Annotated in this window: 27 protein-coding genes and 1 tRNA gene; 7 read left to right on the forward strand and 21 right to left on the reverse strand. The window is 59.2% G+C overall.

What is annotated here, in order from left to right; translation table 11 throughout:
* Positions 1-41 precede the first annotated feature (41 nt).
* The 4 genes from ABF859_RS01385 to ABF859_RS01400 form a co-directional block, all read right to left on the reverse strand.
* Positions 42-1016, reverse strand: coding sequence for a beta-ketoacyl-ACP synthase III (locus tag ABF859_RS01385; RefSeq protein WP_415525399.1), 975 nt, complete (start codon positions 1014-1016; stop codon positions 42-44).
* A gap of 5 nt (positions 1017-1021) precedes the next feature.
* Positions 1022-2131: a phosphate acyltransferase PlsX gene (plsX, locus tag ABF859_RS01390; protein WP_415525401.1), complete on the reverse strand. Its 1110-nt coding sequence runs from the start codon at positions 2129-2131 to the stop codon at positions 1022-1024.
* A gap of 72 nt (positions 2132-2203) precedes the next feature.
* Entirely contained in the window at positions 2204-2416 is a 213-nt protein-coding gene (gene rpmF, locus ABF859_RS01395) for a 50S ribosomal protein L32 (RefSeq protein ID WP_415525403.1), read from the reverse strand.
* Between the two features lie 153 nt (positions 2417-2569).
* Positions 2570-3151 carry a DUF177 domain-containing protein gene (locus ABF859_RS01400; RefSeq protein WP_415525405.1) on the reverse strand — a complete coding sequence of 194 codons (582 nt, stop codon included), beginning with the start codon at positions 3149-3151 and terminating at the stop codon, positions 2570-2572.
* A 107-nt stretch (positions 3152-3258) separates the two neighbouring features.
* Here ABF859_RS01400 and ABF859_RS01405 point away from each other — a divergent pair, with 107 nt between their 5' ends.
* Entirely contained in the window at positions 3259-3831 is a 573-nt protein-coding gene (locus ABF859_RS01405) for an outer membrane protein assembly factor BamE (protein ID WP_415525407.1), read from the forward strand.
* Positions 3832-3847: 16 nt separating this feature from the next.
* On the opposite strand, the gene ABF859_RS01410 is transcribed toward ABF859_RS01405, so the two are convergent.
* The 4 genes from ABF859_RS01410 to def are packed head-to-tail and all read right to left on the reverse strand — an operon-like array spanning position 3848 to position 6909.
* Positions 3848-5239: an ATP-binding protein gene (locus tag ABF859_RS01410; RefSeq protein ID WP_415525409.1), complete on the reverse strand. Its 1392-nt coding sequence runs from the start codon at positions 5237-5239 to the stop codon at positions 3848-3850.
* A complete protein-coding gene (locus ABF859_RS01415; protein ID WP_415525411.1) occupies positions 5217-5915 on the reverse strand; it encodes a response regulator in 699 nt (232 codons plus the stop codon). Before ABF859_RS01415 ends, ABF859_RS01410 begins: the two co-directional genes overlap by 23 nt.
* Positions 5912-6400, reverse strand: coding sequence for a MarR family winged helix-turn-helix transcriptional regulator (locus tag ABF859_RS01420; protein ID WP_415525413.1), 489 nt, complete (start codon positions 6398-6400; stop codon positions 5912-5914). The genes ABF859_RS01415 and ABF859_RS01420 overlap by 4 nt, the downstream gene beginning before the upstream one ends.
* Positions 6397-6909 (reverse strand): peptide deformylase, encoded by a 513-nt coding sequence (def, locus tag ABF859_RS01425; protein WP_415525415.1) that lies wholly within the window; start codon positions 6907-6909, stop codon positions 6397-6399. The genes ABF859_RS01420 and def overlap by 4 nt, the downstream gene beginning before the upstream one ends.
* 188 nt (positions 6910-7097) lie before the next feature.
* Here def and rpsU point away from each other — a divergent pair, with 188 nt between their 5' ends.
* Complete coding sequence (gene rpsU / locus ABF859_RS01430) at positions 7098-7301, forward strand: 30S ribosomal protein S21 (RefSeq protein WP_011251722.1); 204 nt, start codon at positions 7098-7100, stop codon at positions 7299-7301.
* Positions 7302-7423: 122 nt separating this feature from the next.
* Here the strand turns inward: rpsU and ABF859_RS01435 are convergent, their stop codons facing one another.
* The 6 genes from ABF859_RS01435 to ABF859_RS01460 are packed head-to-tail and all read right to left on the reverse strand — an operon-like array spanning position 7424 to position 14478.
* Positions 7424-9541: a prolyl oligopeptidase family serine peptidase gene (locus ABF859_RS01435; protein WP_415525417.1), complete on the reverse strand. Its 2118-nt coding sequence runs from the start codon at positions 9539-9541 to the stop codon at positions 7424-7426.
* Positions 9542-9593: 52 nt separating this feature from the next.
* Positions 9594-10460 (reverse strand): flagellar motor stator protein MotA, encoded by an 867-nt coding sequence (motA, locus tag ABF859_RS01440; RefSeq protein ID WP_415525419.1) that lies wholly within the window; start codon positions 10458-10460, stop codon positions 9594-9596.
* 27 nt (positions 10461-10487) lie between these two features.
* Positions 10488-11423 carry a flagellar motor protein MotB gene (locus tag ABF859_RS01445; RefSeq protein WP_415525421.1) on the reverse strand — a complete coding sequence of 312 codons (936 nt, stop codon included), beginning with the start codon at positions 11421-11423 and terminating at the stop codon, positions 10488-10490.
* A 49-nt stretch (positions 11424-11472) separates the two neighbouring features.
* Complete coding sequence (locus ABF859_RS01450; RefSeq protein ID WP_415525423.1) at positions 11473-12873, reverse strand: ArnT family glycosyltransferase; 1401 nt, start codon at positions 12871-12873, stop codon at positions 11473-11475.
* 4 nt (positions 12874-12877) lie between these two features.
* Complete coding sequence (locus ABF859_RS01455; RefSeq protein ID WP_415525425.1) at positions 12878-13984, reverse strand: glycosyltransferase; 1107 nt, start codon at positions 13982-13984, stop codon at positions 12878-12880.
* Positions 13985-13995: 11 nt separating this feature from the next.
* Entirely contained in the window at positions 13996-14478 is a 483-nt protein-coding gene (locus ABF859_RS01460) for an Lrp/AsnC family transcriptional regulator (protein WP_415525427.1), read from the reverse strand.
* Between the two features lie 99 nt (positions 14479-14577).
* On the opposite strand from ABF859_RS01460, the gene trxB reads away from it, so the two are divergent.
* Positions 14578-15552: a thioredoxin-disulfide reductase gene (trxB, locus tag ABF859_RS01465; protein ID WP_415525429.1), complete on the forward strand. Its 975-nt coding sequence runs from the start codon at positions 14578-14580 to the stop codon at positions 15550-15552.
* Positions 15553-15670: 118 nt separating this feature from the next.
* Positions 15671-16570 carry a LysR family transcriptional regulator gene (locus ABF859_RS01470; RefSeq protein ID WP_415525675.1) on the forward strand — a complete coding sequence of 300 codons (900 nt, stop codon included), beginning with the start codon at positions 15671-15673 and terminating at the stop codon, positions 16568-16570.
* A 438-nt stretch (positions 16571-17008) separates the two neighbouring features.
* On the opposite strand, the gene ABF859_RS01475 is transcribed toward ABF859_RS01470, so the two are convergent.
* The 3 genes from ABF859_RS01475 to ABF859_RS01485 all read right to left on the reverse strand — a co-directional run bounded on the left by ABF859_RS01475 (position 17009) and on the right by ABF859_RS01485 (position 18853).
* Positions 17009-17314 carry an integration host factor subunit beta gene (locus ABF859_RS01475; protein WP_415525431.1) on the reverse strand — a complete coding sequence of 102 codons (306 nt, stop codon included), beginning with the start codon at positions 17312-17314 and terminating at the stop codon, positions 17009-17011.
* Between the two features lie 40 nt (positions 17315-17354).
* On the reverse strand, positions 17355-18299 hold the full coding sequence (sppA, locus tag ABF859_RS01480) for a signal peptide peptidase SppA (RefSeq protein ID WP_415525678.1): 945 nt from the start codon (positions 18297-18299) through the stop codon (positions 17355-17357).
* Between the two features lie 86 nt (positions 18300-18385).
* A complete protein-coding gene (locus ABF859_RS01485; protein WP_415525433.1) occupies positions 18386-18853 on the reverse strand; it encodes a MucR family transcriptional regulator in 468 nt (155 codons plus the stop codon).
* A gap of 200 nt (positions 18854-19053) precedes the next feature.
* Here ABF859_RS01485 and ABF859_RS01490 point away from each other — a divergent pair, with 200 nt between their 5' ends.
* The gene (locus tag ABF859_RS01490) at positions 19054-20319 is read left to right on the forward strand and encodes a UdgX family uracil-DNA binding protein (RefSeq protein WP_415525435.1); all 1266 of its coding nucleotides are present in this window, start codon (positions 19054-19056) and stop codon (positions 20317-20319) included.
* Positions 20320-20346: 27 nt separating this feature from the next.
* Positions 20347-22590, forward strand: a complete 2244-nt coding sequence (locus ABF859_RS01495; RefSeq protein WP_415525437.1) for an FUSC family protein — start codon at positions 20347-20349, stop codon at positions 22588-22590.
* Positions 22591-22673: 83 nt separating this feature from the next.
* On the opposite strand, the gene ABF859_RS01500 is transcribed toward ABF859_RS01495, so the two are convergent.
* On the reverse strand, positions 22674-23831 hold the full coding sequence (locus ABF859_RS01500; protein WP_415525439.1) for an aldo/keto reductase: 1158 nt from the start codon (positions 23829-23831) through the stop codon (positions 22674-22676).
* Positions 23832-24071: 240 nt separating this feature from the next.
* Here ABF859_RS01500 and ABF859_RS01505 point away from each other — a divergent pair, with 240 nt between their 5' ends.
* Positions 24072-24677 carry a cysteine hydrolase family protein gene (locus ABF859_RS01505; RefSeq protein WP_415525441.1) on the forward strand — a complete coding sequence of 202 codons (606 nt, stop codon included), beginning with the start codon at positions 24072-24074 and terminating at the stop codon, positions 24675-24677.
* Between the two features lie 111 nt (positions 24678-24788).
* On the opposite strand, the gene ABF859_RS01510 is transcribed toward ABF859_RS01505, so the two are convergent.
* From ABF859_RS01510 to ABF859_RS01520, 3 genes are all read right to left on the reverse strand, one after another.
* A complete protein-coding gene (locus ABF859_RS01510) occupies positions 24789-25397 on the reverse strand; it encodes a superoxide dismutase (RefSeq protein WP_415525443.1) in 609 nt (202 codons plus the stop codon).
* Between the two features lie 33 nt (positions 25398-25430).
* A complete protein-coding gene (locus tag ABF859_RS01515; protein WP_415525445.1) occupies positions 25431-25985 on the reverse strand; it encodes a hypothetical protein in 555 nt (184 codons plus the stop codon).
* Positions 25986-26164: 179 nt separating this feature from the next.
* A tRNA-Ser gene (locus tag ABF859_RS01520) sits at positions 26165-26254 on the reverse strand.
* Positions 26255-26407: the final 153 nt, after the last annotated feature.

A 26407-nucleotide genomic window follows, 5' to 3' on the forward strand; every position in this document is an offset into this window, starting at 1 on the left:
AAGGAATCAATCATTAACCTGCTCTATGACGAAGAGCAGCCTTACATCCGGATGAGAGCGGACCCCCAGGTCAGGCCACCCCCCAGTGCTTCCATCAGCACCAGATCGCCCTTCTGGATACGCCCGTCACGCACCGCTTCGTTCAGGGCCAGCGGGATCGAGGCCGCCGACGTGTTGGCATGACGGTCCACGGTCACGACGACCCGATCCGATGGAAGCGCGAGTTTCTTTGCCATCCCGTCGATGATCCGCAGATTGGCCTGATGGGGCACCATCCACTGGATATCCTGCCCGGTCAGGCCATTGGCGGCCAAAGCCTCATCCACGGCCTGCGAAAGCTTGACGACAGCATGACGGAACACCTCACGTCCCTGCATGCGCAGATGCTGCGATGTGGACGGACAGCCCACAGCACCGTCCACGTAAAGGATATCCCCGGTCCGGCCGTCCGAATGCAGATGCGTGGACAGGATCCCTTCACCTTCCTCCCCACCGGTTTCGAGCAGGACCGCCCCCGCACCATCGCCAAACAGAACACAGGTGGAGCGGTCATTCCAGTCGAGCAGGCGTGAGAAGACTTCGCTGCCGATCACCAGGATTTTTTTCGCCTGTCCGGACTGCATCAGGGCCCGAGCGGTGGCCAGAGCATAGACGAAGCCCGAGCAGGCCGCACTGATGTCGAAGCCGAATCCCGCAGTCATGCCAAGCAGGGCCTGAACCTGTACGGCAACGGCCGGAAAAACCTGATCAGGGGTGGAAGTGGCAACCAGAATGGCGTCGACGTCCGAAGCCGCAACTCCGGCATGATCCAGCGCCTGACGGGCGGCTTCTGCGGCCATGCTGGCTGTGGTCTCATCACCGGAGACGATATGCCGCTGGGCTATCCCGGTGCGGGTCCTGATCCATTCGTCCGAGGTTTCGATGCTGTATTTCCCCGCCAGATCGTCATTGGTGATGACGTCGCGCGGCAGGTAGCCCCCGACACCCGTCAGGCGGACACGAATGGGATCGGACATGTTTTTCAGCTCACAGGTTCAGGGGCGGCCTTGACGGACACGGGAACGACCGGCGCGGGAGCCCCCATTCCCAACTGCTCCAGACGATCGCGGATCTTGTCATTGAGATGGTGCGTGACGGCGTCCATGGCAACATCCACGGCTGCGGCAAAACCTTCACCATCCGCGCCACCATGCGACTTCACGACAATACCGTTCAGCCCGACAAACAGGGCGCCGTTGTAGCGACGGGGGTCAATCCATTCCCGCATCCGCTCCAGCCCCGGTTTGACCAGAAGATACCCCAGACGGGTCAGCAGGTTTGTCTCGAACACGCGCCGAAGAAGGCTGAAGGCCAGCTTGAGCGCGCCTTCACCGGTTTTCAGGGCGACATTGCCCGTAAAACCATCCGTCACAACCACATCCGTGGTCCCGGCCGTGATGTCATGTCCCTCGACGAAACCATGGAACTGGGGGGCGAGTGGACTGGCCCGCAGGCGTTCGGAAGCCTGCCGCAGACGGTCATCACCCTTCAGCTCTTCCGAGCCAACATTGAGAAGGCCAATCGTGGGAGACGGAAGACCAAGAGCCGCCTGCGCAAACGCCTCACCCATGATCGCGAATTCGACCAGGTTGCGGGCATCGCAGGCAATGTTTGCCCCCAGATCGAGCATCACGATATCGCCGCGGGCGGAAGGCTCGACAGCGATCATGGCCGGACGGGAAATGCCGGGAAGTGCTTTGACGATGATCTTGGCCAGCGCCAGCATCGCACCGCTGTTGCCCGCAGAGACGACCCCCTGGGCTTCACCGGCGGCGACAGCTTCCATGGCCATACGCATGGACGATCCGCGGACGCGAAGCGCCGCAGTCGGTTTCATGTCCATGGGAATACTCGCCGCAGAATGGCGGATATCGCACAGACGGGCAGCTTTGGGATATTTTTCCAGAGCCGGCTTGAGAAGGCTTTCGTCTCCGATCAGGAGAATCCGGGCCTTGGGATGCCGGTCGGCGGCCAGATCGAGTCCGGCAAGGACGATATCCGGAGCCCTGTCACCACCCATCGCATCGACGGCAAGGGCATAAGGCCCGGAGGCCGCGATGTCACGTTCGGGCGTGACAGGCGCTTTGGTCATTGAGACAGTTTCCCGGACAGCATCACAGATGCGGGCCGCGCTCTCTGGAAGCTACGGACCCGCAGGTAGGGATCAGGCGCGGACGGCGGTCTTCAGGCCCTTGCCGCTGTTTCCAGCAACGACCACTTCACGGCCGTCGTAATGGCCACAATGGCTGCAAACATGGTGCGGACGCTTCATCTCGCCACAGTTCGAGCACTCTGCATGAGCCTCGACACCCAGGGCTTGGTGGCTGCGACGCATGCCACGACGGGACGGCGTAGTCTTTCTTTTAGGGACGGCCATGGCTTTTATGCCTCTTTCTGCTTCAGTGTCGGCACCCCTGCTCCGCTCCCCGCGGCATCCGGTGCCCTGTTGTTCGTCGTCTCGTAATTACGTCGAGTTCAGGCGGGCGGCTCTAGCAGAGCCCGGGGCAACCCGCAAGTCAGACGTGGGATTTTATTCTTTCTTGTCCCCGTTTTTCAGCACGGAAAGTGCCGAAAACGGGTTGGGACGGCGTGGGCCATCCGGCCCCTCGCCAGACAACTGTGCCCCTTCTTCCCCTTCCGCAGGGGCCACGTCAACTGCATTTTCCAGTCCGACGCCGGGTTTACGCGGATATGGGTCCAGCATCAGGGCAAGCTGTTCGGCCGCAGCCTCTCCGATATCGAGGGCTTTTCCGTCATGAGGAACCTCATCCGGACCGTCCAGATCGATGGAATCGATGTCGAATTCGTCTTCCGGCATATCGGCTTCAGGGATGAAGCGCAGGAAGAACGTCTCAGCCAGCATATCCTCGAAAGGTTCGGACGTGATGACACAGACCTGCGTGACCCTGGCCGAAAGATGGCCTTCCGCAAGAACGCTCCGGTTATCGGAAGGCGTCAGTCGGAAACGACAGGTCAGGCTTTCGATCTCGGGGATTCCCAGACGCGCCGCCAGGGCCTTGCGCTCAGCGGACGAAGCCTCGATCGTCTCGTCCAGTCCCGATCCCAGCCGATTGAAGGGGATACGTCGGGAAAATTCGGGGGAATGGGACATTCAGGTACTCCAGCCCCCGGAAAATGGGGGAAATCGTTGACATGCAGGCGGCATTCGGGCACGCGCTCATTTGAGCGGTTCTCTTGCACAGGATAGTTTCCGGATCCATGAATAACGCATCTTCCCCGACGCCCCAAAGCAGAACACGCCTCCTTCGCCGTTTCGCACAGGCCGGCGTCGCATGTGTCCCGCTGCTGCTCGGCGGATGCTCGTTCTTTTCCCCGATTCCCGAGCCGAGGGGCTCCCTGATCGAAAAGACCGATTACGCACAGCTCATTCCCGGAACGAGCACCCGTACGGATGTGCTGGACCTGCTCGGTTCGCCGACCGCCCATGCGACCTTCGACGACAACACCTGGATCTATGTGTCCATGATCACGTCCCCAACACCGCTGACCTTCCCGAGTGTGAAGAAGCAGCAGGTCGTGGTCCTGAATTTCGACAACGGCGGAGTCCTGCGCAAGATGGACACGCTGAACAAGAAGAACGCGATGTATGTCGGGATGGTCGGGGCCAAGACACCGACCCCGGGCACCAGCTCTTCCATCCTGCAGGAACTGCTGGGCAATGTCGGCCGCTATAACCCGATGAGCGGCATGAGCAGCCAGTTCGGTGGCAGCACAGGACCGCTTGGCAATCAGGGCACCGGCAATGGTGGCGCAGGCAACAGCCTGCCCTGAGCCTCTGGAGACATGACTATTTCGGGAGACTGAGCATAACGCCCAGACCTCCCAGCGGGCTGTCCATCAGGCGGATTGATCCACCATGGGCGTGAATGATGTCCCGTACGATCGTCAGCCCCAGACCGCTTTTTCCGTCCTGACTTCCGCTGGTCGCGTTGAGTTCCGAAATGGCAGCCCGACGGCTGGCTGACAGTCCTGGGCCATTGTCTTCAACCGTGATCTCGATATTCCGCTCTCCTTCACGCAGGGAGAAGCGCATCGCGCCCCCATGACGGCGTGCATTTTCCGCAAGATTCGTCAGGACGCGCCGCAGGGCATCGGGACGCACCACAGCTTCCACGCCCTCCCGCCCCTCGACACCCAGAACCTCTCCCCCGGCCCGCACAGTGGCGGCGGCGACATCATCCAGCATTCCCCGGAGATCAATCGGGACAGGCTCCTCCGCGCCCTCTCCACGTGCAAATGACAGGTAGCTGCCAATCAGGCGTTCCATATCCTCAATATCAGTGACCATATCCGCAAGATCCGGCCTGAGAGTTTCGGCGCGGAGCGTGCCGGACGTCGGGATCATGGCAACGGTGAGGCGTAAACGGGTCAGAGGCGTCCGCAGATCGTGCGAGACGCCAGCGAGAACCGCCGTCCTCTGCGCTACGAAGCGATTGACGCGCGCCTGCATGCGGTTGAAAGCAATGGCGGCCTGACGGACTTCCCGCGCGCCCTGAGGACGGATAGGCCCCTGGTCCCGCCCCATTCCGAACAGTTCAGCAGCATGACCCAGACGACGGATGGCCCGCACCTGATTGCGCATGAACAGGCCCGCAATCAGGAACAGCAGAATGGAACTGCTGACGGCCCAGACGACAAAGAGCCAGATCGGCCCGATATTCAGCCGCTTCACCGGCACCATGACCACCATCACGCCGTCCGGAAGCTGGATGGATGCCCGGACGGTCTGGAAAGACTCCGACCAGTCCACATTATAGGGGCGGCCAAGATTCTGCCTGATGGAGCGCGCGAAATCATCGTCCATCGGACCGAGCACGTGGTTGGTTCCCTGCCGTACCAGCTTTTCGCCCGCATGGAAGGAGAAGCCCATCTGGGTCCGGGACGAGGCGTCCTGAAGCGTGAGGTCCCGTTCAGCTTCGGAAGAACTGTGCTCGATCATCGCCATGACGAGCGAGACTTCGCCCGTAACGCCATCTGACAGGCGCCGGGAGACGACATTCAGGTAAGTGCCGTAGAACAGGCCCAGCGCAATAGCCTGCGTGACAAGCAGCGGAATGAGGACGATCAGCATTGATCGTCCCATCAGGGAACGCGGCAGAAAACGCCTCAGGGGACGATCCAGTTTCTGCCAGACGTCCTCCCGTTCTGGGGTCGGATCAGCGTCCAGGTTTGAGAACATAGCCCTTCCCGCGAACGGTATGAAGAAAACGCGGTTCCTTGGGATCGGGTTCGATGCGACGACGCAGACGGGTGACCTGAACATCGACCGCACGCTCACCGATCTCATCCATTTCAAGCGCCCGGGCAATGGCTTCGCGAGACAGGACCGTCCCGGGCCGGGTGGTCAGGACGCCCAGCAGGGCAGCCTCGCCTCCGGTCAGATGGACCGGACCATGGGGACCGCTGAGGAGGCCGCGTTTGACGTCAAAGTCCAGTTCTCCCAGACGTAGCGTGTCAGGCATCTCATCGACCACCGGCAGAGCAGGCACGACCCTGCGGAGATGGGCACGCAGACGCAGAAGGAGTTCGCGAGGCTCGAAAGGTTTGCCCAGATAGTCATCAGCCCCCGCTTCCAGGCCGCCGATCCGGTCCGCGGGTTCGCCACGCGCCGTCAGAAGCAGAATCGGGAGCGACAGCCCGTCCCTGCGCAGGCTGTTCGTCAGGGACAGGCCATCCTCGCCCGGCATGGTGACGTCGAGGACGAGAGCGTCGGGCTGGATGCGTTGCAGGACTTCACGGGCGCTCAGGGCATCCAGCGCCGTACTGACACGGTAGCCGTTCTCGGACAGGTAACGCTGGAGCAGACGCAGGAGACGCGGGTCGTCATCGACGACCAGAATATGCTCGTCGCTCATCGTGCAGGGCTTTCCACTGGAACCTGAAGGGGTGTGAGGACGCGTCGGAACCCCTCCACAGATGTCATTCCGGCTTCCCGATAGGCCCGGGTCATGACTTCGCGAATCATGAGGAACAGTTCACGCTCAAGTGCCTCCCCCGTCTCCGTCAGTCGCAGAGGGCGTCTGCGGCGGTCGTGGAGGTCTTCTTCCTGCGTCAGCAGTTTGCGCTCCCGCAGGTCTCCCAGAGCACGCCCCAGAGACTGTTTTGTAATGCCAAGGCTGTTCAGAAGGGCGCCGGGTGTAATGCCGGGATGGGCGGCGGTCAGGAAAAGGATGCGATGATGGGCCGGACCCAGCCCCTTTTCACGCAGAAGGATTTCGCAGTCGGCATTGAGGGTCCGCCAGGCCAACATCATGGCTTCGTAGGACTGACGGATACGGTCTTCCCGCAGATAGAGATGCGCGGTGGCGGATGAAGGTGCTTCCATGAGGCGGGAGGTCACCGGAGAATTTCCTCCACATATCCGAAGCGGTTAAAATCGGTGATGCGCTGCGGGTAGAGGATACCGTTCAGGTGGTCGTTCTCATGCTGCAGCACATTGGCGTGAAAACCCGTCGCCTCGCCTTCGACCGCCTCGCCGTTTTCGTCCAGCCCGGAATAGCGCACCTTCGCATGACGCGGCACATCGGCACGCAGACCCGGAATCGACAGGCATCCTTCACTACAGATCATCATGTCATCGCCGACCGGCGTGATTTCGGGGTTGATGAGCACACGGGGCAGCAATGCCTCTTCGGGATTCGCGACACGGTTCGTGGGAACGTGATAGACGAAGATCCGCAGGGGCTGATGAACCTGGGGCGCGGCAAGCCCGGCGCCGCGGGCATCTGCCATCGTTTCCATCATGTCCGCGATGAGCGACTGGATTTCCGGGCTTTTCGGGTCAGAAACGGCCTGTGCCACCTGATGCAGGACGGGGTTACCCATGCGGGCAATCTTGAGCAGGGCCATGAAATTGTCTGTCCTTCGAAAGAGGGTGGCATCTGGTCAGCCCAGAGTGCGCGTTAGGAATAATCCATTCAAGCGCGGCTGAATGAATTGCGTTCCCGGCAAAAGATGTGTTAAGGGCACCATCCTTAGTTGGATTGCCATATCACGGGTGGCGCTGAAGAGCGGGCCCATAAGGAGTTGACGGCACCGTGCAGGTTCTCGTTCGTGACAACAATGTTGACCAGGCGCTTAAGGCGCTCAAGAAGAAGATGCAGCGCGAAGGCGTGTTTCGTGAGATGAAGCTGCGTCGCCACTTCGAAAAGCCCTCCGAGAAGCGCGCCCGCGAAGCAGCTGAAGCTGTTCGCCGCGCCCGCAAGATGGAGCGTAAGCGTCTGGAGCGTGAAGGCTTCTAAGTCTTCCCGTCCTCCGAACGGAAAAAGAGCCGCGTCCTTCGGGACAGCGGCTTTTTTTTATGTCTTCCCCCCTGAGGTGGCGCCCCTGCCCGCTTTGAACGGGCAGAGGATGGGTCAGGACGTTAATGGACGTCCATCAGCCTGTGGCTGAGATAGATGGCTTCGAGAGCCCGCTCATGGGCGACCTCTGCGGCATTGACCGTGCCGCCATGTCCACCTTCCACATCTTCGTAATAGAGGAATGGCAGTTTCAGGCTCTCCAGCCGGGCCGCGAACCGTCGGGCATGAATCGGGCCAACCCGGTCATCCCGTGTTGACGTAAAGATGAACGGCTCCGGATAGGACACGCCAGCTTTCAGATTTTGCAAAGGCGACATCTTTTCCCAGAAGGCGCGCGGCCCTGGCTCGGAGATGCTGCCATATTCTGCAGCCCAAGACGCACCAGCCGCCATCTGCTCGTAATTCATCATGTCCAGCAGCGGGACGCCAATGATCGCCGCATTCCACAGGTCAGGATGCTGGGTGAACTCCACACCCGCCAGAAGACCGCCATTGGACCGCCCCCGCAGTCCCAGATGCTTCGGCGAGGTGATATGCCGGGCGATCAGATCGCGGGCAACGGCGGCGAAATCGTCATAGGCTTTCTGACGCCCTTCCCGACGTGCGACCTCATGCCATGCGGGCCCGAATTCTCCCCCGCCGCGAATATTGGCCATCACATACACACCACCACGGTCAAACCATGTAATTCCAAGGTCTGGATGATAGACCGGCAGATAGGACAGTCCGAAGCCGCCATAAGCTGTCATCAGCGTCGGGCGGGCGCCATCCTTTTGCCAGTTCTTTGCATGGACGATGAAATACGGGATGGCCGTACCATCCGTACTGGTGGCCGACATCTGTTCCACAACCAGACTGGACGCATCGAACAGGTCTGGCTGTCGGTACAGGGGCTGTACGGTCTGTGAAGCTGTATCCAGACTCCAGAGCTGGGGCGGTTGAATGAATCCTTCAAGCTGAAGATAGGCCTGCGAAAGCTTCGGGTCTGACGAGACGATTTCCGCCGTCATGTTCCGGGGAAGCGGAATGGAGCGGGCAGTCCACGCCCCGTTCCCCTCATGACGAAAGAGCTTCAGAACAGGCTGGACGTTGTCATACAGCACCGCCACCAGACCGCCCCGCGTTACGGCCAGTGCCTCCCCCATTCCGTCCCCGATGGTCTGCCGGGAGGTAGGCGCCAGGATGAGATGGGGAGCAGCAGGATTTTTCAGATCCAGAGCGATAAGACTGTCGGCCTGGAATGTCTGGCCGGGCAACACCCAGTTCTGCAACAGATGCAGGACCAGTTGACCGTCGAGATACGACAGGCTGTCGTATTTCTCAGGAAGCGACAGCCGGGTCAACTGACGTGTAGCGGGATCGAAAAGGCTGAGTTCCGTGTGGAAAAAATCACGGTGACGGCTGATGAGAAAAAGCTGCCACCCCTTTTCATCACGCAGACTTTCCGGGGACACATCCATGTCTGTCGGCTGTCCACGATAGACCTCGACAGCCTGATTCAGTGGCTGGCCACGATGCAGCAGCCGGACCGAATAGGGATAGCCTGACCTGGTGAGCCCAACATCGCCAGTACCCCAGTCACGGGAAACAAGAATTGTATCGGCATCAACCCATGTGACGGTCTGTTTGCCAGACGGCAAGGCGAAACCGTCTTTTACGAAAGTATCGTTCTGCGTGTCATATTCCCGCACGACATGCGCATCCTCCCCCGCCCGGGACAGGGACATAAGACAGAAGCGCTCCTCCGGGGTGAGGCAATCCAGACCTTCCATGACCCAATTTTCATGCTCTGTACGCGCCAGGGCATCGAGATCAAAACGCGTTTTCCAGTCCGGATGACCGGAGTTGAAGGACGCGGTCGAAGCGCTGCGCCAGATACCGCGGACATGGACATCATCCTGCCAGAAGTTCCAGATCTCGCCCCCCTGCTGCCGGGGCACGGCAAGACGCGCCGGGGACTGCTGGGCACTCAGGATTTTCTGATAAAGCGGCCTGTAACGCGGGTCAGAGGTCAGCGTCGCTTCAGTATGGGCGTTCTGCGCTCTGACCCAGGCCAGGGCTTTGGCTCCATCTGTCTGGCTCAGTTCAGCCGGAGATGGAAGAGAGGAAGTGCCCGCATAAGCTGCCAGCGGCAGGATGGAAAGCGAGAGGCAGAGTGCTCTCGCAAAAACAGGAAACATGGAAAGCCTTTACGATACCGACGATATCGGCATCGTAAAGAGATCTGACAGATCAGGCCACAGCCGCTGCACTGACGGCTTCCTCGACGTCCTGAAAGCTCGGCATCAGATCGGAGGGAATACTCTTGCGGCCGATCTCGACGCTGACCTGCGGTGCATTCCCCTGAAGATGCGCCACGACAACGGAGCGGACGAGGTCGAGATAGGAAGCTTCTTCCTCGACCACACCCCCCAGCCGGCTGGCGATCGGCGCAACAATTCCATAGGCCAGAAGAATACCCAGAAATGTGCCGACCAGCGCTCCTGCAATCATTTCACCCAGAATGATGGGAGGTTTGCTGATGGAAGCCATGGTCTTGATCACCCCCAGAACCGCAGCCACGATCCCCAGAGCCGGCAGTGCATCGGAGACGGACTGAAGCGCATGGGGGAGATGCATTTCCTCGCGCATGTTCTTCTTGAGTTCGTTCCCCATCACTTCGTCCATCTGGTACGGATCAGTGGCGTTCATCCCCGCCATGCGCAGATAATCGCAGATGAAGGAGCAGACATGGGGATTGTCGCGGATTTTCGGAAAAGCTCCGAAAATCGTGCTGCCCTGTGGATCTTCGATATGGGATTCCAGCGCCATGAACCCTTTGGAGGAAGCCAGTTTCACGATATGGAACAGCAGACTCAGGAGATCGACATAATCTGCCCGGTCGTACTGGGAGCCTTTCATGGCCTTCTTGATCCCGGCCGGAAGATGCTTCACGGCAGCAATGGAATTGGCCATCAGAAAGGTTCCGATGGCAGCGCCCAGAATGGTCAGAAGTTCGAAAGGCATTGAGGATACGAGAGGGCCAATGGCGCCTCCGGAAGCCACGAACGATCCGAAAACACAGCCCAGAACAACGACCAGACCGATAATGATGAACATCCGAAAATTTCCTGACTGACTTGTAATTTATTGCGAAATATCGGGCGACAGCACCAGAACGATGCGACGGTTCCGGGGACTAAGGGGCTGAGCGGGATCAAAAAGGTTCCGGTCGGCATATCCGCTGACGGACTTCAACCGCCCGTCCGGAAAACCACTCTGGACAACGAGATCCCGCACGGCGACCGCACGTGCACTCGACAGGCTCCAGTTGCTCATTTGTCCGGGGCGATAGGGCGCGGCGTCGGTATAACCGGCGATGGACAGTTTGCCGTGCAGTTTTTCGAGATAAGGTACAATTGCTTTGATCAGTTGGACGGCATGGGGGTTGGGAGAGGACTGTCCCATGGCGAACATCGGCTGATGGTCGGAATCTGCGATCTGGACATGCAGTCCGTCATCCCCAACCGTGACCGACACCTGTGAGCGGATATCGGCGAGTTCGGGCGTATTGCTGATGAGAGCCTGGATTTTCTGGGCCGCCGTAACTCTGGCCTCCTGCTCGGCTTTCCGGGCAGAGGGCGTGACAGGAGGCTCACCGGGCTGAATCTGACTGTCATGCAGGACGACGATCTGTGCCGTATGAATGCCGGGATCGGTCTGATCCGCCTTTTGCTGGCCGCTGGCGCCACCCCGGGGCTGTTTGCCGTACTGGTCTTTTCCCGGCTTCAGGGCAACCGGCTTCGTTTCCAGAGAGACCGGCTCGGGTGCCGCGGGCAGGACGTTATCCACTGGTGGTGGCATGTCTTTCCAGACAGCCATCGGATTAAAGAAATTGGCGATACCCTTGCGCTGTTCTTCGGTCGTGGCGTTGATGAGCCACATGACCAGAAAGAACGCCATCATGGCCGTAACGAAATCGGCGTAGGCAATTTTCCACGCACCGCCATGATGACCGCCTTCGACCACATCAAAACGCTTGATGATGATCTTTCGAGCTTCTTTGCCGTTCTGGTTGGACATCCCGCCTCCTGAGTGATTTCAGTATGGCAGGCGAGTCTTAAGGAGAGGTTTAAGAACGGCCTGGAAGCTGCACGCCGACAAGCGAAGCTGGTGGGCTGACGGTATAACAGCGGACGGCCTGATCCCGGACTTCCCGACAGAGTGTCACGGCTTTTTCCGGCGACACGTCATGCCGCTGTTCTGCGATCCTCACTGCTTTTACAGCGGCTGTTCCGGGAAGACGGAAGAGATGCCAGCGCGGATCTGTCCCGATGACGGGCAGGATATCCTGTGTGAACGCCAGCCGGGCAGCCAGACCATAATCCTCAACAGCCAGAGCGGTGGCGCCTTCTGCCTTGGCCTGCAAGGCAACCTGTCGGGAAAACCCGTCCCAGCCGCCGGTCAGACGCAGCACCGGATCCCGATGCGGCACAAGATGAAGGGGCGAAAAAACAGCCTGTATGCAGACGATGAGGGTTATGACCATACCGCTGATAACCGGCCAGCGGATGCGCCAGCCTGCCTCAATGGCAGCGAGAGCAAGAACCGGATAGATCACGGCCGGCCAGTTCGGCTGAACCCTGTCGCCAAAAGCATGGGTAATGAACACGATCGTCGGAACCAGGGCCAGCCATGCCAGAAGCCGATTGCGCTTCAGGCAGGCCCAGACCCCGGCTGCAAACAGAATGAAAATAAGGGGCGTGGCCAGACCGACCTGCCCTCCCAGCAGTTCCCCCAGAAACTGGACTGCCCGTGCAGGATGCCAGTCCCCTGCCCGACCACCCTGCCTGAGAAAACTGGCCCAGTGATGGCAGGCGTTCCACAGGATGACGGGCGACATCGCCACGAACAGCCCCGGAATCGCCAGCCAGGGACCAGGTTGCCGGCGCAGGCGGCCGGTCGTGAGAACGGCGCCTCCTAGTCCGAGGCCGATCAGAACGGCAGTATATTTTGAATCGAAAGCCAGCCCCAGCAGAACACCCGAACCGATCCACCATGGAAGCGCTGCACGCGACGTCACGCCCGGATCGATGGCGCGGCTGAGCGTGTAAAGAAACAGCGTAATAAAAAACAGCAAAGGTGTGTCGGGCGTCATGGTGGCGGCACCCAGCCCCAGCATGAGCGTCGCGTTCAGCAGGAGCGCGGCGCTGAGCCCGGATTGGGGCCATGGGCTACCCGGCAGAAGCCGGCGGGCAGCCTGACAGAGCGCCCAGCTTCCCGGCAGGACAGAGAGCGGACCAAGCAGGCGCACACCCAGCGGCGTATTCCCGCCCACCCAGGTTCCGATGCGTATCCACAGGGCCACCATGAACGGGTGATCCAGATAGCCCGGCTGGAGGTTGCGGGACCAGACCCAGTAATATGCTTCGTCCGGTGTTAGCGGAACGCTGGCGGCAAGGAACAGACGGACAATCGTCAAGGCAGCGAGAAGCGCCCAGAAAAGCCGGAGTTGCCGTGTGGTATCGGTCAAGATTTCAGCGCCAGACGAGGGTGGAAGAGACCGCGTAATTCCAGACAACGCCAACAACGGCCCCGGCTGCGGAAGAGCGCTCCCAGTGACCATGACCCGCACTATCCAGCATCATGCGGGCAATCCCGATATTGGCGACCGCGCCCAGCGAGCAGACCGCGACGAAAATAACCAGCCCTCTCCAGAGTTTCGCTCCCGTGAGACGCCGGTCATGATAGGTGAAACGGTTGTTGAGAAGAAAGTTCGTCAGAATGGCGACAGCGGTTCCCGCCAGTTGGGCCCAGGAAAAACCGAGGCCGCAGGCCCCTGCCAGATTCAGAACGGCCACATTGACCGCCACGCCGATCAGCCCGACCAGCGCAAATGCCATGAACCGGGTGGGCAGCCAACCGCGCGTCAGCTTGTCGAGCAGCATGGTCGCGAACTGCAGCAGGACCACAACATCGAGTTTGCTCTCCCCTGCCAGACGCGGGCGGAAAACGAACGGCACTTCGACGATCCGGACCGTCCGGGGCGCGGACATCACCAGATCGAGCAGGATCTTGAAGCCCGTTCCGGACAGACGGGGCAGCAGGGTGTCAAAAAGGTCTCGCCGTATGGCAAAGAAGCCACTCATCGGGTCGTTCAGCGGGTGCGGCATGAGAACCTGTGCGGCCCTGATACCCGCATTGGACAGGAGATGCCGCCAGTGTCCCGCCAGACCGGAACTGTCCCCACCCTCGACATGCCGACTTGCCACAACGATTTCGGCACCAGCCTGTAATTCGGCCAGCATGGTGCGCAGAACGGTCTCGTCGTGTTGCAGGTCGCCATCCATGACCGCAACCCACGGCGCACTGGAGGACAGAATGCCTTCGATTACGGCTGAGGACAGACCACGGCGACCAACCCGACACAGCACCCGGACCCGCGGGTCCAGTTGCGCAAGACGGGAAACCTCGGCAGCCGTGCCATCCGGGGAATTGTCATCGACGAAAACGACTTCCCATTTCCGGCCTTCAAGCGCGCTGTCCAGCGCCGCGACCATCGGCGCCACATTGGCGACCTCATTGTAGCATGGGACTATGACGCTCAGTTCGGCCGGAAGAGGCAGCAGCCGGGAAGCGGTCATGGAATCAGCCGTCAGATCGGCACGCCGGCAAGATCACGGCTTGTATGGATGGTCTGGAGGGTCTGGACGCGGACAACATGAGGACTGTCGGTCAGCAGGCGTGTGAGGGCGTTCTGATGGGCGGCGTCACGGGCGACGAGGCGCACCAGAAAATCTCCACCGCCCCGGATCATGTGGCATTCACGCGTTTCGGGCCATGCGCCCACCTGCGCTTCGAAAGCCTCGAGGACACTCCCTTTCTGGCTCTCAAGGCCGATCAGGGCATAGAAATTCAGGGACCAGCCCAGCAGGGGGGCGTCCACTTCGGCGTGATAGCCCTTGATGATTCCCAGTTCCTCAAGTCGTCGGACACGTCGCAGACAGGGAGGCGCGGAAATGCCGGTCCGACGGGCGAGTTCCACGTTGGTCATGCGTCCATCGGCCTGGAGTTCGGCAATGATCTGCCTATCAATGGCATCCAGTTCAATCGGTGCGGGGTGTGAAGAAGCGTTCATTTCAATTCGACGTATATGGCACGTGACATGATCCGCAAAGATGGCACATGCGTCCGAAGTCTTTATATGAGGGGACCAGATACCCACTGAGGACCAATCATGCCCGAAATCCATCATACGGATCTGCTGGTCGTTGGCGCTGGCCCTGCTGGCTACACGGCAGCAATCTACGCTGCCCGTGCAAGTCTCAAGCCGATTCTCGTCACTGGAATGCAGCCAGGCGGCCAGCTCACCATCACGACTGACGTTGAAAACTACCCTGGCTTTGCGACTCCTGTGCAGGGGCCGTGGCTGATGGAACAGATGCGCGCACAGGCCGAACATGTCGGGACACGCCTGATCTATGATCTGATCGTGAAGGCTGATCTGAAGAACGGTCCGGGACCAGATGGTTATTTCCGGCTAGTCGGGGATTCGGGAGACGAGTTCCGGGCCCGGACAGTCGTGATTGCAACGGGCGCACAAGCGAAATGGCTTGGGCTCGAATCGGAAAAGCGCCTTCAGCGCGGCGGTGTGTCGGCCTGTGCGACCTGTGACGGGTTTTTCTATCGGGGCAAGACGGTCGCCGTGATTGGCGGCGGCAATACGGCCGTCGAGGAAGCGCTTTACCTGACGCATCATGCAGACAAAGTACATCTCATCCATCGCAGGGACAATCTGCGGGCCGAGCGCATCCTGCAGGAACGTCTCTTCTCCAACCCGAAGATCGAAGTGCATTGGAATCAGGCCGTCGAGGAAGTGTTGGGCTCCGGAGAACCGGAAGTGGTCTGTGGAATCGTGCTGAAGGATACCCGGACCGGAGCACTTTCAAAGCTGGATGTGGATGGCGTTTTCATTGCCATCGGTCACACACCCAATACAGGTCCGTTCCGGCATGAAGTCACGTGTGACGAAGACGGATATATCCTGACCGAAAGCGCCGGAACGGCAACATCCGTCAAAGGTGTGTTTGCCGCTGGCGATATTCAGGACCGGATTTTCCGTCAGGCCGTGACGGCAGCCGGAACGGGCTGTATGGCCGCGCTGGAAGCCGAACGATATCTTTCTGGCATACCTGCCATGACAAAAACTTGACCCTCGCGTGCGGTTCAGACAGTTTCGTCCATTCAACGACATATCTTGACGGATAACGCCGGGACATATGGTTAAGAAGGACGAGGACCGTCGCATCAGCGAACGGGGAGAAAACCAGATGGACTGGGACAAGCTGCGCATTTTTCATGCCGTGGCGGAAGCCGGGTCCTTTACCCATGCCGGTGACCGGCTGGGCCTGAGCCAGTCGGCGGTCTCGCGTCAGATCTCCGCCCTTGAAGACGTTCTGCGCGTGCCACTTTTCCATCGGCATGCGCGCGGACTGATCCTTACGGAACAGGGCGATGTCCTGAACCGTACGGTGCGGGAGGTGTTCTCGAAACTGGCGCTGACCCAGGCATTCCTGAGCGAGAGCAAGGAACGCGCGGCCGGAAAGATCAAGATCACCACGACGACCGGGTTCGGGCTGTCATGGCTGTCTCCGCGACTGAACCGGTTTCTGGAACTGCATCCCGATATCGAAGTCACGCTTCTGCTCGAGGATGCGGATCTGGATCTGGGAATGCGCGAAGCGGATGTTGCCATCAGGCTGCATCCGCCCACGCAGCCCGATCTGGTACAGCGTCATCTCGCGAACTTCCCCATGCCGATCTACGCAAGTGCCGAGTATCTTGAACGCCACGGCACACCGCACTCCCTGGAAGACTTGGCCAATCACCAGATCATCAGTTTCGCGGGCTGGCACCTGCCGCTCCCGAACGTGAACTGGTTGCTTGACCTGCTCCGTCAGGAAGGTGTGGCGCGACAGGGCAGCCGTCGGTTGGCGATCAACAATATTTCTGCGGTCGCAAATGCCATTGCAGCGGGAACGGGCATCGGGTCCCTGCCCCTCTATGCTGCGACAGGCTATCCCGGTCTGGTCCGGATCTTACCTAACCAGCAGGTCCCGCTGGTGGAAGCCTATTTCGTCTATCCGGAAGAACTGCGGACATCCAAGCGGATCGCGGTTTTCCGCGATTTCCTTCTTTCGGAAATCAGCAACCTCAAGGGCCACGACTAGGAAATGGGCGGGCGGGAAGGACCGCCCCTATCCCCTGCGTCCATGCACCGAAGAACACGCATGAACCCGGTTGTTGGAGCGGAACACTGCCTCCCCGATCGGAGCAAACCCGCTGCCACGCCCTAAACGCCGGGCACTGTTGGGCATCTGTTCAAGCACTATGACCCCAGAGGCGAGCCGGTAGCAGACTTTTGCCTGTGACAGCCTCGCTGTCGCGCTGTGATGAATCTGGCTCTTTGCCGGGGATTTTACGGCCCCATGCGCTCGTGCCACGGATGACACCGAGAGGGAGAGGCTGACAGCACAGCCGCATATAGCCAGAAAACGGGGAACAGGCTTCATGGCCTTACGATACCGCAAAACCGGTTTTCTGAACCAGCCCCAACAGGCTGGCAAAGCGTTCTGTCAGGATCCTGATGCAGCGCGGACACAATTCACTCAATCGCCAGTTTTCCGCGAAGACAGACGCTGGTTGACGCGCTCCCTGAGTTCTTTGCCTACCTTGAAGAAGGGGACACTTTTTTCCTCGACAGGTACAACATCACCAGTTCGAGGGTTACGTCCGGTTCTGGCCGCCCGCTCACGCGGAAGAAACGCCCCAAATCCCCGCAGTTCAACACGATCGCCGCGCGCCAGTGCGGCGCCGATCTCGTCAAAAACAGCGTGAACGATGCGCTCTATGTCACGGGTGAGAAGATGCGGATACGCAGCAGCCAGTTCCGCGATAAGTTCGGATCGGGTCATGACAGTTCTTCCACCTGACTCCGCCTTCTGTAACAGGCCATCAGAGTTGCAAAATCGCAACGGCTCCGTCAAGACCTTCATGATCGATAGCACTGGAGAAAGCTCCCCCCAGCAGCCCCTTCAGAAGCGCCTTTTTGCCGGGCCATTGATACCAGGATCGCGAGGGCGCGGGGAGTAGCGGCAGAACAGGATAGGAGGCATTGCCAATCCTCAACTGCTTCCTGAGCCAGAGCCGTGCGGCATCTTCATCTCCCAGCTCATCAACCAGCCCAAGGGCGATGGCCTGCCGTCCCGTATAGGCACGCCCATCAGCCAGTGAGCGAACTTTCTCTTCGCTCATATGGCGTCCACTGGCCACCATGGAAACAAACTGTCCGAACAGGTCATTCACGAGCCCCTGCAGCATCTGGCGTCCTTCAGGCGTCAGGGTACTCGTCGGATCCGTCTGGTCTTTCATGGCACCTGAGGTAATGGCATCCATCCCGATTCCCAGTCGTCCAAGGCCCACCGAGACATCGGGACGCTGGAAAATCACACCGATCGACCCCGTCAGCGTGGAAGGCAAAGCCACGATGTGCTGTGCGGGAACGGAGAGCATATAGGCTGCGGACGCTCCCATATCCCCCATCGAGACAGCTACCGGCTTGACAGCGGCAAAACGCCTGACGGCTTCATGCAGGCGTTCCCCACCTGTCACGCCACCACCCGGGCTATCCACCACAAGCAGCAGTCCGGTCACATCCGACGCATTCTGCGCCTGTTTCAGCGCACGGACAGTGCGTGAAACGTCATTCTGGACGATACCCGTAATAGCCAGCCGAACGATATGGGGTCGGTGACTGAAACTCGCACCGGCAGAACCGCCCCGTCCTGCCATGCAAACGATAACAGCGGCAAAAAAGGCGACGAGAGCCCCGACCCGCCAGACCATCAGTTGCCGATGTTTTACATGTCCCGCCAGAAAGGTGTTCAGTTCAGAGTTAATGGAACTGCTCCCGTCTCGGCGGTCTGAAGGCGGTCAATTGACGATATCATGATCTGAAGGGATCTCATCAGCCAATCGTGAAGTCTTCAGTCTTCCTTCTTTGCCCGACGGCTCCGCGTGCCTTCTTTCTTGCCCTCACCAGCAGTTGCGCTGATTTTTCGTCCCAGACCGATTTCACGGGCCAACGCGGAACGACGCTGCGCGTAGTTCGGGGCGACCAGAGGGTAGTCTGAGGGAAGGCCCCAGCGTTCGCGATACTGTTCCGGCGTCATGCCATAGGCGCTCTGAAGATGGCGCTTGAGCATCTTCAGCTTTTTGCCGTCCTCAAGACAGATGATGTAGTCAGGAAAAACGGAGCGCTTGATGGGGACGGCCGGCTGGGGACGCTCGGACTGCGGCTCTTCTTCCGGAACTCCAGCCTTGGAGAGAGCGTCGTATACCTGACGGATCAGGGCTGGCAGAGCTTCTGCCTCAAGGGTACCGCGGGAGGCCTGAGCAGCAACGATCTTGGCCGTCAGTTCCAGAAGGCCGGTATTGAAAGTGTTTTCGGACATGATATTTCATCCCTCTGCTCGAATGAATTTTTTGAGTTCTATAACGCCTGCAAACGATCAGGTAAATGCTGCATGGAAATATTTGACATGTGCCTTCGCCGAGTCATGATTATCATCATATCAAAATAGCCCGCAAACAAAAAAAGGTAAGCGCAATTGCGGGAGTATTCAATCCTGCAGCTTACAACTGGGATGGTGACATGAACGGCGAAACTGTTGTGCTTGCAACCGCAAGTGATTTTTCCGGCTGGCGCGCGTGGTCGAGAAAACTGCTTCACGACAGGGTAGCCGCCGAGGCGATACGATGGATAACAGAGGCCCCGGCAGACCTGTATGCCCCCTTTGCCACACGCGTCCTTCCATCTGCACCTTCCACGACAAACATACCGCGATCTCTGGCATCCCTTTTCCCGGCCGTTTTCGTCTCCGAAGATTCTGACCGGTTCCGGTTACTCTATGAAACACTTCAGACCCTGCGTGACGGCATGTCCGTGCCCGACGGGCTTGTGAGACAGTTACAGGAACTCGCCGCACAGAGCCGGGAGCGGGCGCTCGACCTTCGTTGCCAGATGCCGGATGCACGCAATCCGGACTGGCAGGTCATCCGGACTTCTCACGCTGCTGCCGTGATCGACAGTCAGGCTACTGCCCTGTCCAACCTGCGCCCCACTCCATGGATTGTAATCGCTCCTGAACGGACACTGTGCTGGGACGGTCATGAATATCGCTTCGGGCCAGGACTGGAAAACGAGAGTTCTGACCCATCCGAAACCATTGCGGCCGCACGCACCCTCGCCACGGCAGGTGCCGGAAATGCCTGGTGGGATGGAATTGCTCCGGTGCGACTGCATCCACAGGCCGCTGACATTGCAGCATCTCCGTCGATGGCCAGCCTGCGGGCGAAAGCGGTTGACTGCAAGATGTGCGATCTCTGCGGACCGGCAACACGGACCGTTTCAGGAGAAGGGAAGCCAGAGGCCAGAATCATTTTTGTTGGGGAACAGCCCGGAGACCAGGAAGATCTTCAGGGACGACCGTTCGTCGGCCCGGCAGGTCAACTGTTCGATCGCGCCCTGAGAGAGGCTGGCGGAAACCGGCAGGACGCCTGGATCACCAATGCCGTCAAACATTTCAAGTTTGTTCCGAAAGGACCGCGTCGTATCCATCAGAAACCGGACTCGACGGAAATAGCGGCCTGCGCGCCGTGGCTGGCGAGGGAGCGCGAGGTCCTCGTCCCAAAAGTGACCGTGATGCTTGGCGTTACAGGAGCGAGTGCTGTCCTGGGACGTCAGGTCACAGTGTCACGTGAACGTTCAAGGCATATTCCTCTGGAGGATGGAAGTATCGGACTGGTAACCGTGCATCCGTCTTATCTGCTCCGCCTTCCGGATGAGGAGTCGAGGACACGCGAATATACAAAATTTGTAACCGATCTCAGAATGGCAATTTCCGCTCTCGCCGGATAATGCTGTTAAGGGTAAGAAACTCCCGCAATGAGTGGCAGCACCATCTCCTCGGGACAACCGACTCCGGATAACACGACCACACGGCCTGCACCTCTGCGGCCGCGCGCGCGTCCCTTTCTTTCATGGCTGTACGCTCCCAGCCCCTCCTCCGTAACCTTCGCCCTGCGCAATACCATCGCGGCCTGTCTGGCAGTGGGCATTGCGTTCTGGATGGAACTGGATGACCCGGCCTGGGCGGCCATGACCGTCTGGGCAGTTGCGCAGACCAGCCGGGGTGAAAGTCAGTCCAAGGCAAAATGGCGTATCGTCGGCACCATCAGCGGCGCCATCGCGGCCATCAGCATCATGGCCGCGGCTCCGCAGGCACCATGGATGTTCTTTCCCATGATCGCGGTCTGGATCGGCCTGTGCAGCGGATTTGCGACATTCGTCAGCAACTTCCGCTCCTATGCCCTTGTTCTTGCGGGATATACCTGTTCCATCATCTGCATGGGCGCGGCCTCCAATCCCGACAATGTCTTCATGATCGCAATGTCCCGTGGCACCTACATCGTGCTTGGCGTGCTGTGCGAAGCACTCATGGGACTCATTTTCGCCACCAGTCAGGAAAGACACGCCCGCGCACAGCTTCGTCAGAAGCTTGAGTCGGCACTGGTCCTTGTCACGACCACGCTGTGCAGCCTTCTTGGGGAAGAACGCGGGGCGCTCAACGCTGCCCGCCGTCAGTTCGGCACGATCCTGACGATCAATGACCAGATCGAGTTCGCTGAAGTCGAGATGGGGCCCCATGGTCATGAAGGCGACCATGCGCGTGCAGCGCTTGCGGCGGTTTCGGCCCTGCTTTCCCGTGGCTTCGGAATGGCCATGCGCCTTCAGGTGCTCAACCACGATCACCCGGACTTCACCCGGACGGCCGACGAGATTCTTGCGTTTCTGAAGCAGTTTCCTCAACGCCTCCCCGACCAGAATGCCGTCCCTGCCCTCCTTGCGGATCTGCAGCACTTTCGGGATATCTGCCGGCTGTATGCAGCCCCCCATCGTGAAAGCGATATCCGCCCTGATCATGAACCCATTCCCGGTCAGGAACCGTTTGACCTGACCGATGAAGGTCAGAAACAGCGCGGCGACAGACTGGATGAACGCATCCTGTTCGTCTCTCTGGGAGAACTTCTGGGAGATCTCGAACAGGCCATCAAGGAATACGAAGCCAGTACCCATCGCATCCGGGGCGATCACTTCCATTTCCAGCTCGAAACCCATCGCGACACCCGCGAAGCGGTCCATAACGGTCTGCGCGGTGCCTGCGCGGTGCTGATCACGGCCTATATCTATGAAGTGACGGCCTGGCCGAACGGCCTCGGCTTCATCGCCATCACGACACTGGTCTGCGGTCTTTTCGCCACCAAGGAAAATCCGGTTCTCGGCACGACAGAGTTCCTCAAGGGCGCCGTGGCTGCCTATTTCATGGCCTGGATTCTGGTCTTCGTGCTCATGCCGAAAGTCACGACATTTGAGACCCTGGCGCTCTTTCTCGGTCCAGCCATGTTTCTGGGCGGACTGGCAAAAGGCAATCCTGCCACCGCAGGCGGTTCAGCCGCCTATGGCCTGCTGCTTCCGGCAATGCTGGGCCTCCAGAACCATCACGTCATGAACGAAATCGCCTTCTACAACGGCAACATGGCGACCGTTCTGGCCGTGGCCGTCAGTGTCATTGTCTTCCGGAGCGTGCTGCCATTCAGCAGCGATGCCGAACGTTTCCGTCTGCGCCGTATCATGCTGGGAGAGTTGCAGCGTCTGGCCCATCCGGGCTTTACCCCCCGGATCAGCGTATGGATCGGCCGCAATACGGATCGCTTTGCCCGCCTGATCCGCCATGCCGGACCGACGCCTGCCCCACTGATCGAGGCCTGTATCCTCGGAACACTGGCAACACTGACCCTTGGCCTGAATGTCATCAGGCTGCGTACCCTGCTGGACCGTGAATATCTGCCAGAGAGCGCGCGACGCCCGATCCTGCTGGTTCTGCATTATGTGGAACAGTCCACCCGGCGCCATGACAAGGCGGCCCGTATCGCGGAAGCCGCCGTCCGCCGTCTGCGCGTTCTGGATGCCCAGGAAACGGATCTGGTGACACGCCTCGAACTGACGCGCGCCATCACCTACCTCGTCGTCATTGCCTATACCATGCGGACAAACGAAGATTTCCTCGACGCGAGCAAGCCTTTCAGGGGAGAAAAAAACAGCCGCCTGCTCAACTCAGGCCAGGGCTGAAGCGGGATTCCTTAAACTTCTGAACCCCGGGAATACTGGAGTTCACCTTACCAGACAGCATCCCGGTACCTGTACCGCTTCCCCTACAGGGGAGCAGGAACAGGCGCGGCCGCGGCAATCAGCTTTTTGTGCTTGAGGTCATCCCAGAAGCCGGCGGGGATGGAAACTTCCATGGACCGTGCATTGGCCTGCATCTGGGCAGCGTTGCGCGCCCCGGGAATGACAGCCGAAACCGTCGGATGAGCCGCCGCGAACTGTAGTGCAGCCGTCCGCAGATCAATCCCATGCTGTCTGGCGATGTCGTTCATGGCTGCACGCTTGCGCGCCATCCCGGATGGAATTGTGTTTCCATAATCGTATCGATTGCGCCCGGCCGCGTAGCCGGCATTCAGCGGCGCACCGATAACAGCCGACACGCCCCGGGAAGCGAGGGCCGGCAAGGTATGGGTCAACGCTTCGTCGTGGCGCAGGATGGAATACTGCGTCGCCAGAAGAACGATATCCGGATCTGCGATCTCAAGGGTCCGCAGGACGGCCTGAGGCGTATTGACCCCAAGCCCCCACCCCTTGATGAGACCTTCCTGCCGCATTCTGGTCAGCTCTGGAATGGCACCCTTGGCGGCCTGCTCGAAATAGGTCGTCCATCGTGGTCCCATATCCTTGTTTTCAGGCGACAGGTCATGAATGTAGACGATATCGAGCCGGGAAATACCCAGCCTCTGAAGACTGTCCTCGACCGAACGCCGCACGCCATCCGCCGTGTAGTCATAGCGGTAGGCGAAAGGGGACGGATCGTGCCACATCGTCCCCCCGGGCGGCTGGGGAGCGGCGGTCAGCAATCGGCCAACCTTGGTGGACAGGACGAATTCATCCCGCGGCCGCGTATGCAGAAAATGCCCGAACCGTCGCTCACTCAGGCCCAGACCATACCAGGGCGATGTATCGAAATAACGCACCCCTGAAGCCCAGGCTGCTTCCAGCGCGGCTTCGGCATCCTCATCCGTACCGGCGGCAAAGCCGTTTCCAATGGGAACCCCACCCAGTCCTATGCGCGTCGGTGGACGAAACCGCTGACCCGTCTGAGCCACGTTCAGGGGCAATGTGTTACGGACCACGTTTCCCATGGTTGGGGTAACGTCTCCGGCATGTTGCGCATCCTGAGCCCGTCCGCTTCGGGGCATCAGAACTGCAGCACTTCCCAGAGCAGAAAGGGCGAGGAGATTGCGTCGGGTAGCGGTCATCGCGTCCTCACAATGATATGGATGTGACCTTTAATGCTCCGATCCGGTCAGGGTTCGAAACTCTCCGCCCCCGGGAGGGAAAGGTCACGTCATTGTGTCATCATTTCTTTCCCGCAAACGATTGATCCGGACGTTTCTTCTCGCGAAGACAGGGCGCTCTTCGCGCAGAATCTGCGCATGGCTTGAAGCGGCCTCTGACCGCCCTCATTTCTGTCGGATACGGCGAAAGGAAAGCGCGCAATGGGTCTGGAAGACAGCCTGAGAAGCGGACGCTGGCGACATATCTGTGTCGATATGCAGAACATGTTTTTCAGGAAAACGCCCTGGCATGCCCCCTGGCTCGCCCGTATTCTGCCCACAGTCCAGCGTCTTGTTTCCGCACAGCCAGAGAAAACGGTTTTCACCCGCTTCATTCCTCCCAACGATGTCGAAGATGCTTCAGGGGCCTGGCGGGATTATTATCGGCACTGGAACCAGATGACGCGCTCCCGCCTTGGAGAGGAAATGCTGGACATTGTCGATGACCTAAAAGTCTTTATTCCTCCAGCACAGGTTATCGACAAAAGAGGCTATTCGCCCTGGCATGAAGGAAAATTACAGAAACATCTTGAAGGCCAGGACATAGAAACACTCGTGATGACTGGCGGGGAAACGGACGTGTGTGTTCTGGCGACGCTGTTAGGCGCCCTTGATTACGATTACAGGGCCGTTCTGATCACTGATGGCGTCTATAGTTCGATAGATTCTACTCATGATCAGTTGCTGGGCTTCTATCGCCTTCGTTTTACGAACCAGATTACGACATGGACCGCAGAAGAGTTCAGCAGCCATTTGCAAAAGACCTGAACATGCCTGTGGATATTCCATACCCCTACCTCACCGCGATGGATCTCCGCCGCAGGCTCAAAGGCAGGAACATGAGAATATCCGTCACAACATTCGTTTTTTATCGGGCCGTTATCGTGTGGACAGAGCTTCCTGATAACGCTGCTCGACCCTCTCCCAGTTCACCAGATCCGTCAGGAAGGCATCCACATATTTCGGCCGCATGTTGCGGTAATCGATATAATAGGCATGCTCCCACACATCACATGTCAGCAATGCTGTCTGGCCATGAACAAGCGGGGTATCCGCATTGGCCGTCTTGGTGATGGCCAGTTTTTCACCGTCATGCACCAGCCAGCCCCAACCGCTCCCGAACTGGGATACACAGGCATTGCGGAATTCAGTCTTGAACGCGTCCAGGGAGCCAAAATCGGCCACAAGCTGCTTCTCGAGGGCACCGGGAATGGCGCCGCCGCCTTTCGCCTTCATGCTCAGCCAGAAAAAGGAATGATTCCAGTGCTGGCCGGCCTGGTTGAACAGAACCTTCTGGGCGGGATCCTGTGCTGATTCACGGATTACCGTATCCAGATCCAACCCATGAAACGGGCCGCTGGCAGTCAGTTCGTTCAGCTTGTCGACATAGGCCTTGTGATGCTTGCCATGATGATACTCTAGCGTCTCAGCCGACATGTACGGCGCCAGCGCATCCGGAGCATAGGGAAGCTCGGGAAGTTTGAACATTTTATTTCCAATCCTGTTTGGCTGATCTCTCATTTACGAGGGACGTCCCATTACCGGGGCGTCTTCCAGCCGGGTCTGCGCCGCGTAGCCGGCGATCTGATAAACCGAGAGCGCCGCGCTCCGCGCCCGAAGCACAAGGTTCTGCGTTTCCTGCTGTTCGGACACTGTTCTGTCCCCATGCTCCATCAGGGAGACAACGGCTGGCCGTAACTGCTCCACACATGCCAGTCGGGCCTGCAAAGGCAGAGCAGGCAGCCCTGCAAGGCGGGTCAGTTCCACGCAGGCATGGCGCAGAAAAAGAACTGCCTGTTCAGGTTCTTTCTGCCCGAAAAACAGATCAGCCAGATTATGACATGACACGACCAGCATAACGGGCGTCGAAAGAGGCAGCCCCGTCTCCTGAAACTGACACAGAAGACTCCGGGCTTCCTCCATGGCTTCTTCGTAGTGCGCCCGGGCTTTTCGCAGATTCTTGCGCGCGTAATCCCGATTACCCTCTCGGGTCAGACTCTGCCAGGTGGCGCTAGCTTCGGACGACTGGTGGAAGTGCGACATCTTACGGCGTTTCGTCCCGTGGCGTTGCAGCATTTACAGTCACATCATAGCAAGAACGTCACTTTATGCAATATACTATATTTATGCGCATAGCAAAACCGTTGCGCAACAGGAGGGGACACCCCTGCCCGGCCGCGACACAGCAAACTTCAGGATGAGTGAGAACTGGCCTTTTCAAAAACCAGTCCACAAATCTGTATTTTAAGGAAATCTGGCGGAGAGGGTGGGATTCGAACCCACGGTACCCGCGAAGGCACAACGGTTTTCGAGACCGCCCCAATCGACCACTCTGGCACCTCTCCGTACGGCTCTGCTTTTGCGCTGAACCTGATCGACGGAGGGGCTTATGGAGGGGTTTGTCAGACATTGCAAGAGGGCTGAAGCGCGATCCTGAAAGAAAGATATCTGGGCAGGGCTTTTTTCGCCATTTCTGATTGACTGAAAGCCTTCATATC

This window comes from Gluconobacter sp. (assembly GCF_047722525.1).
GTDB lineage: Bacteria > Pseudomonadota > Alphaproteobacteria > Acetobacterales > Acetobacteraceae > Gluconobacter.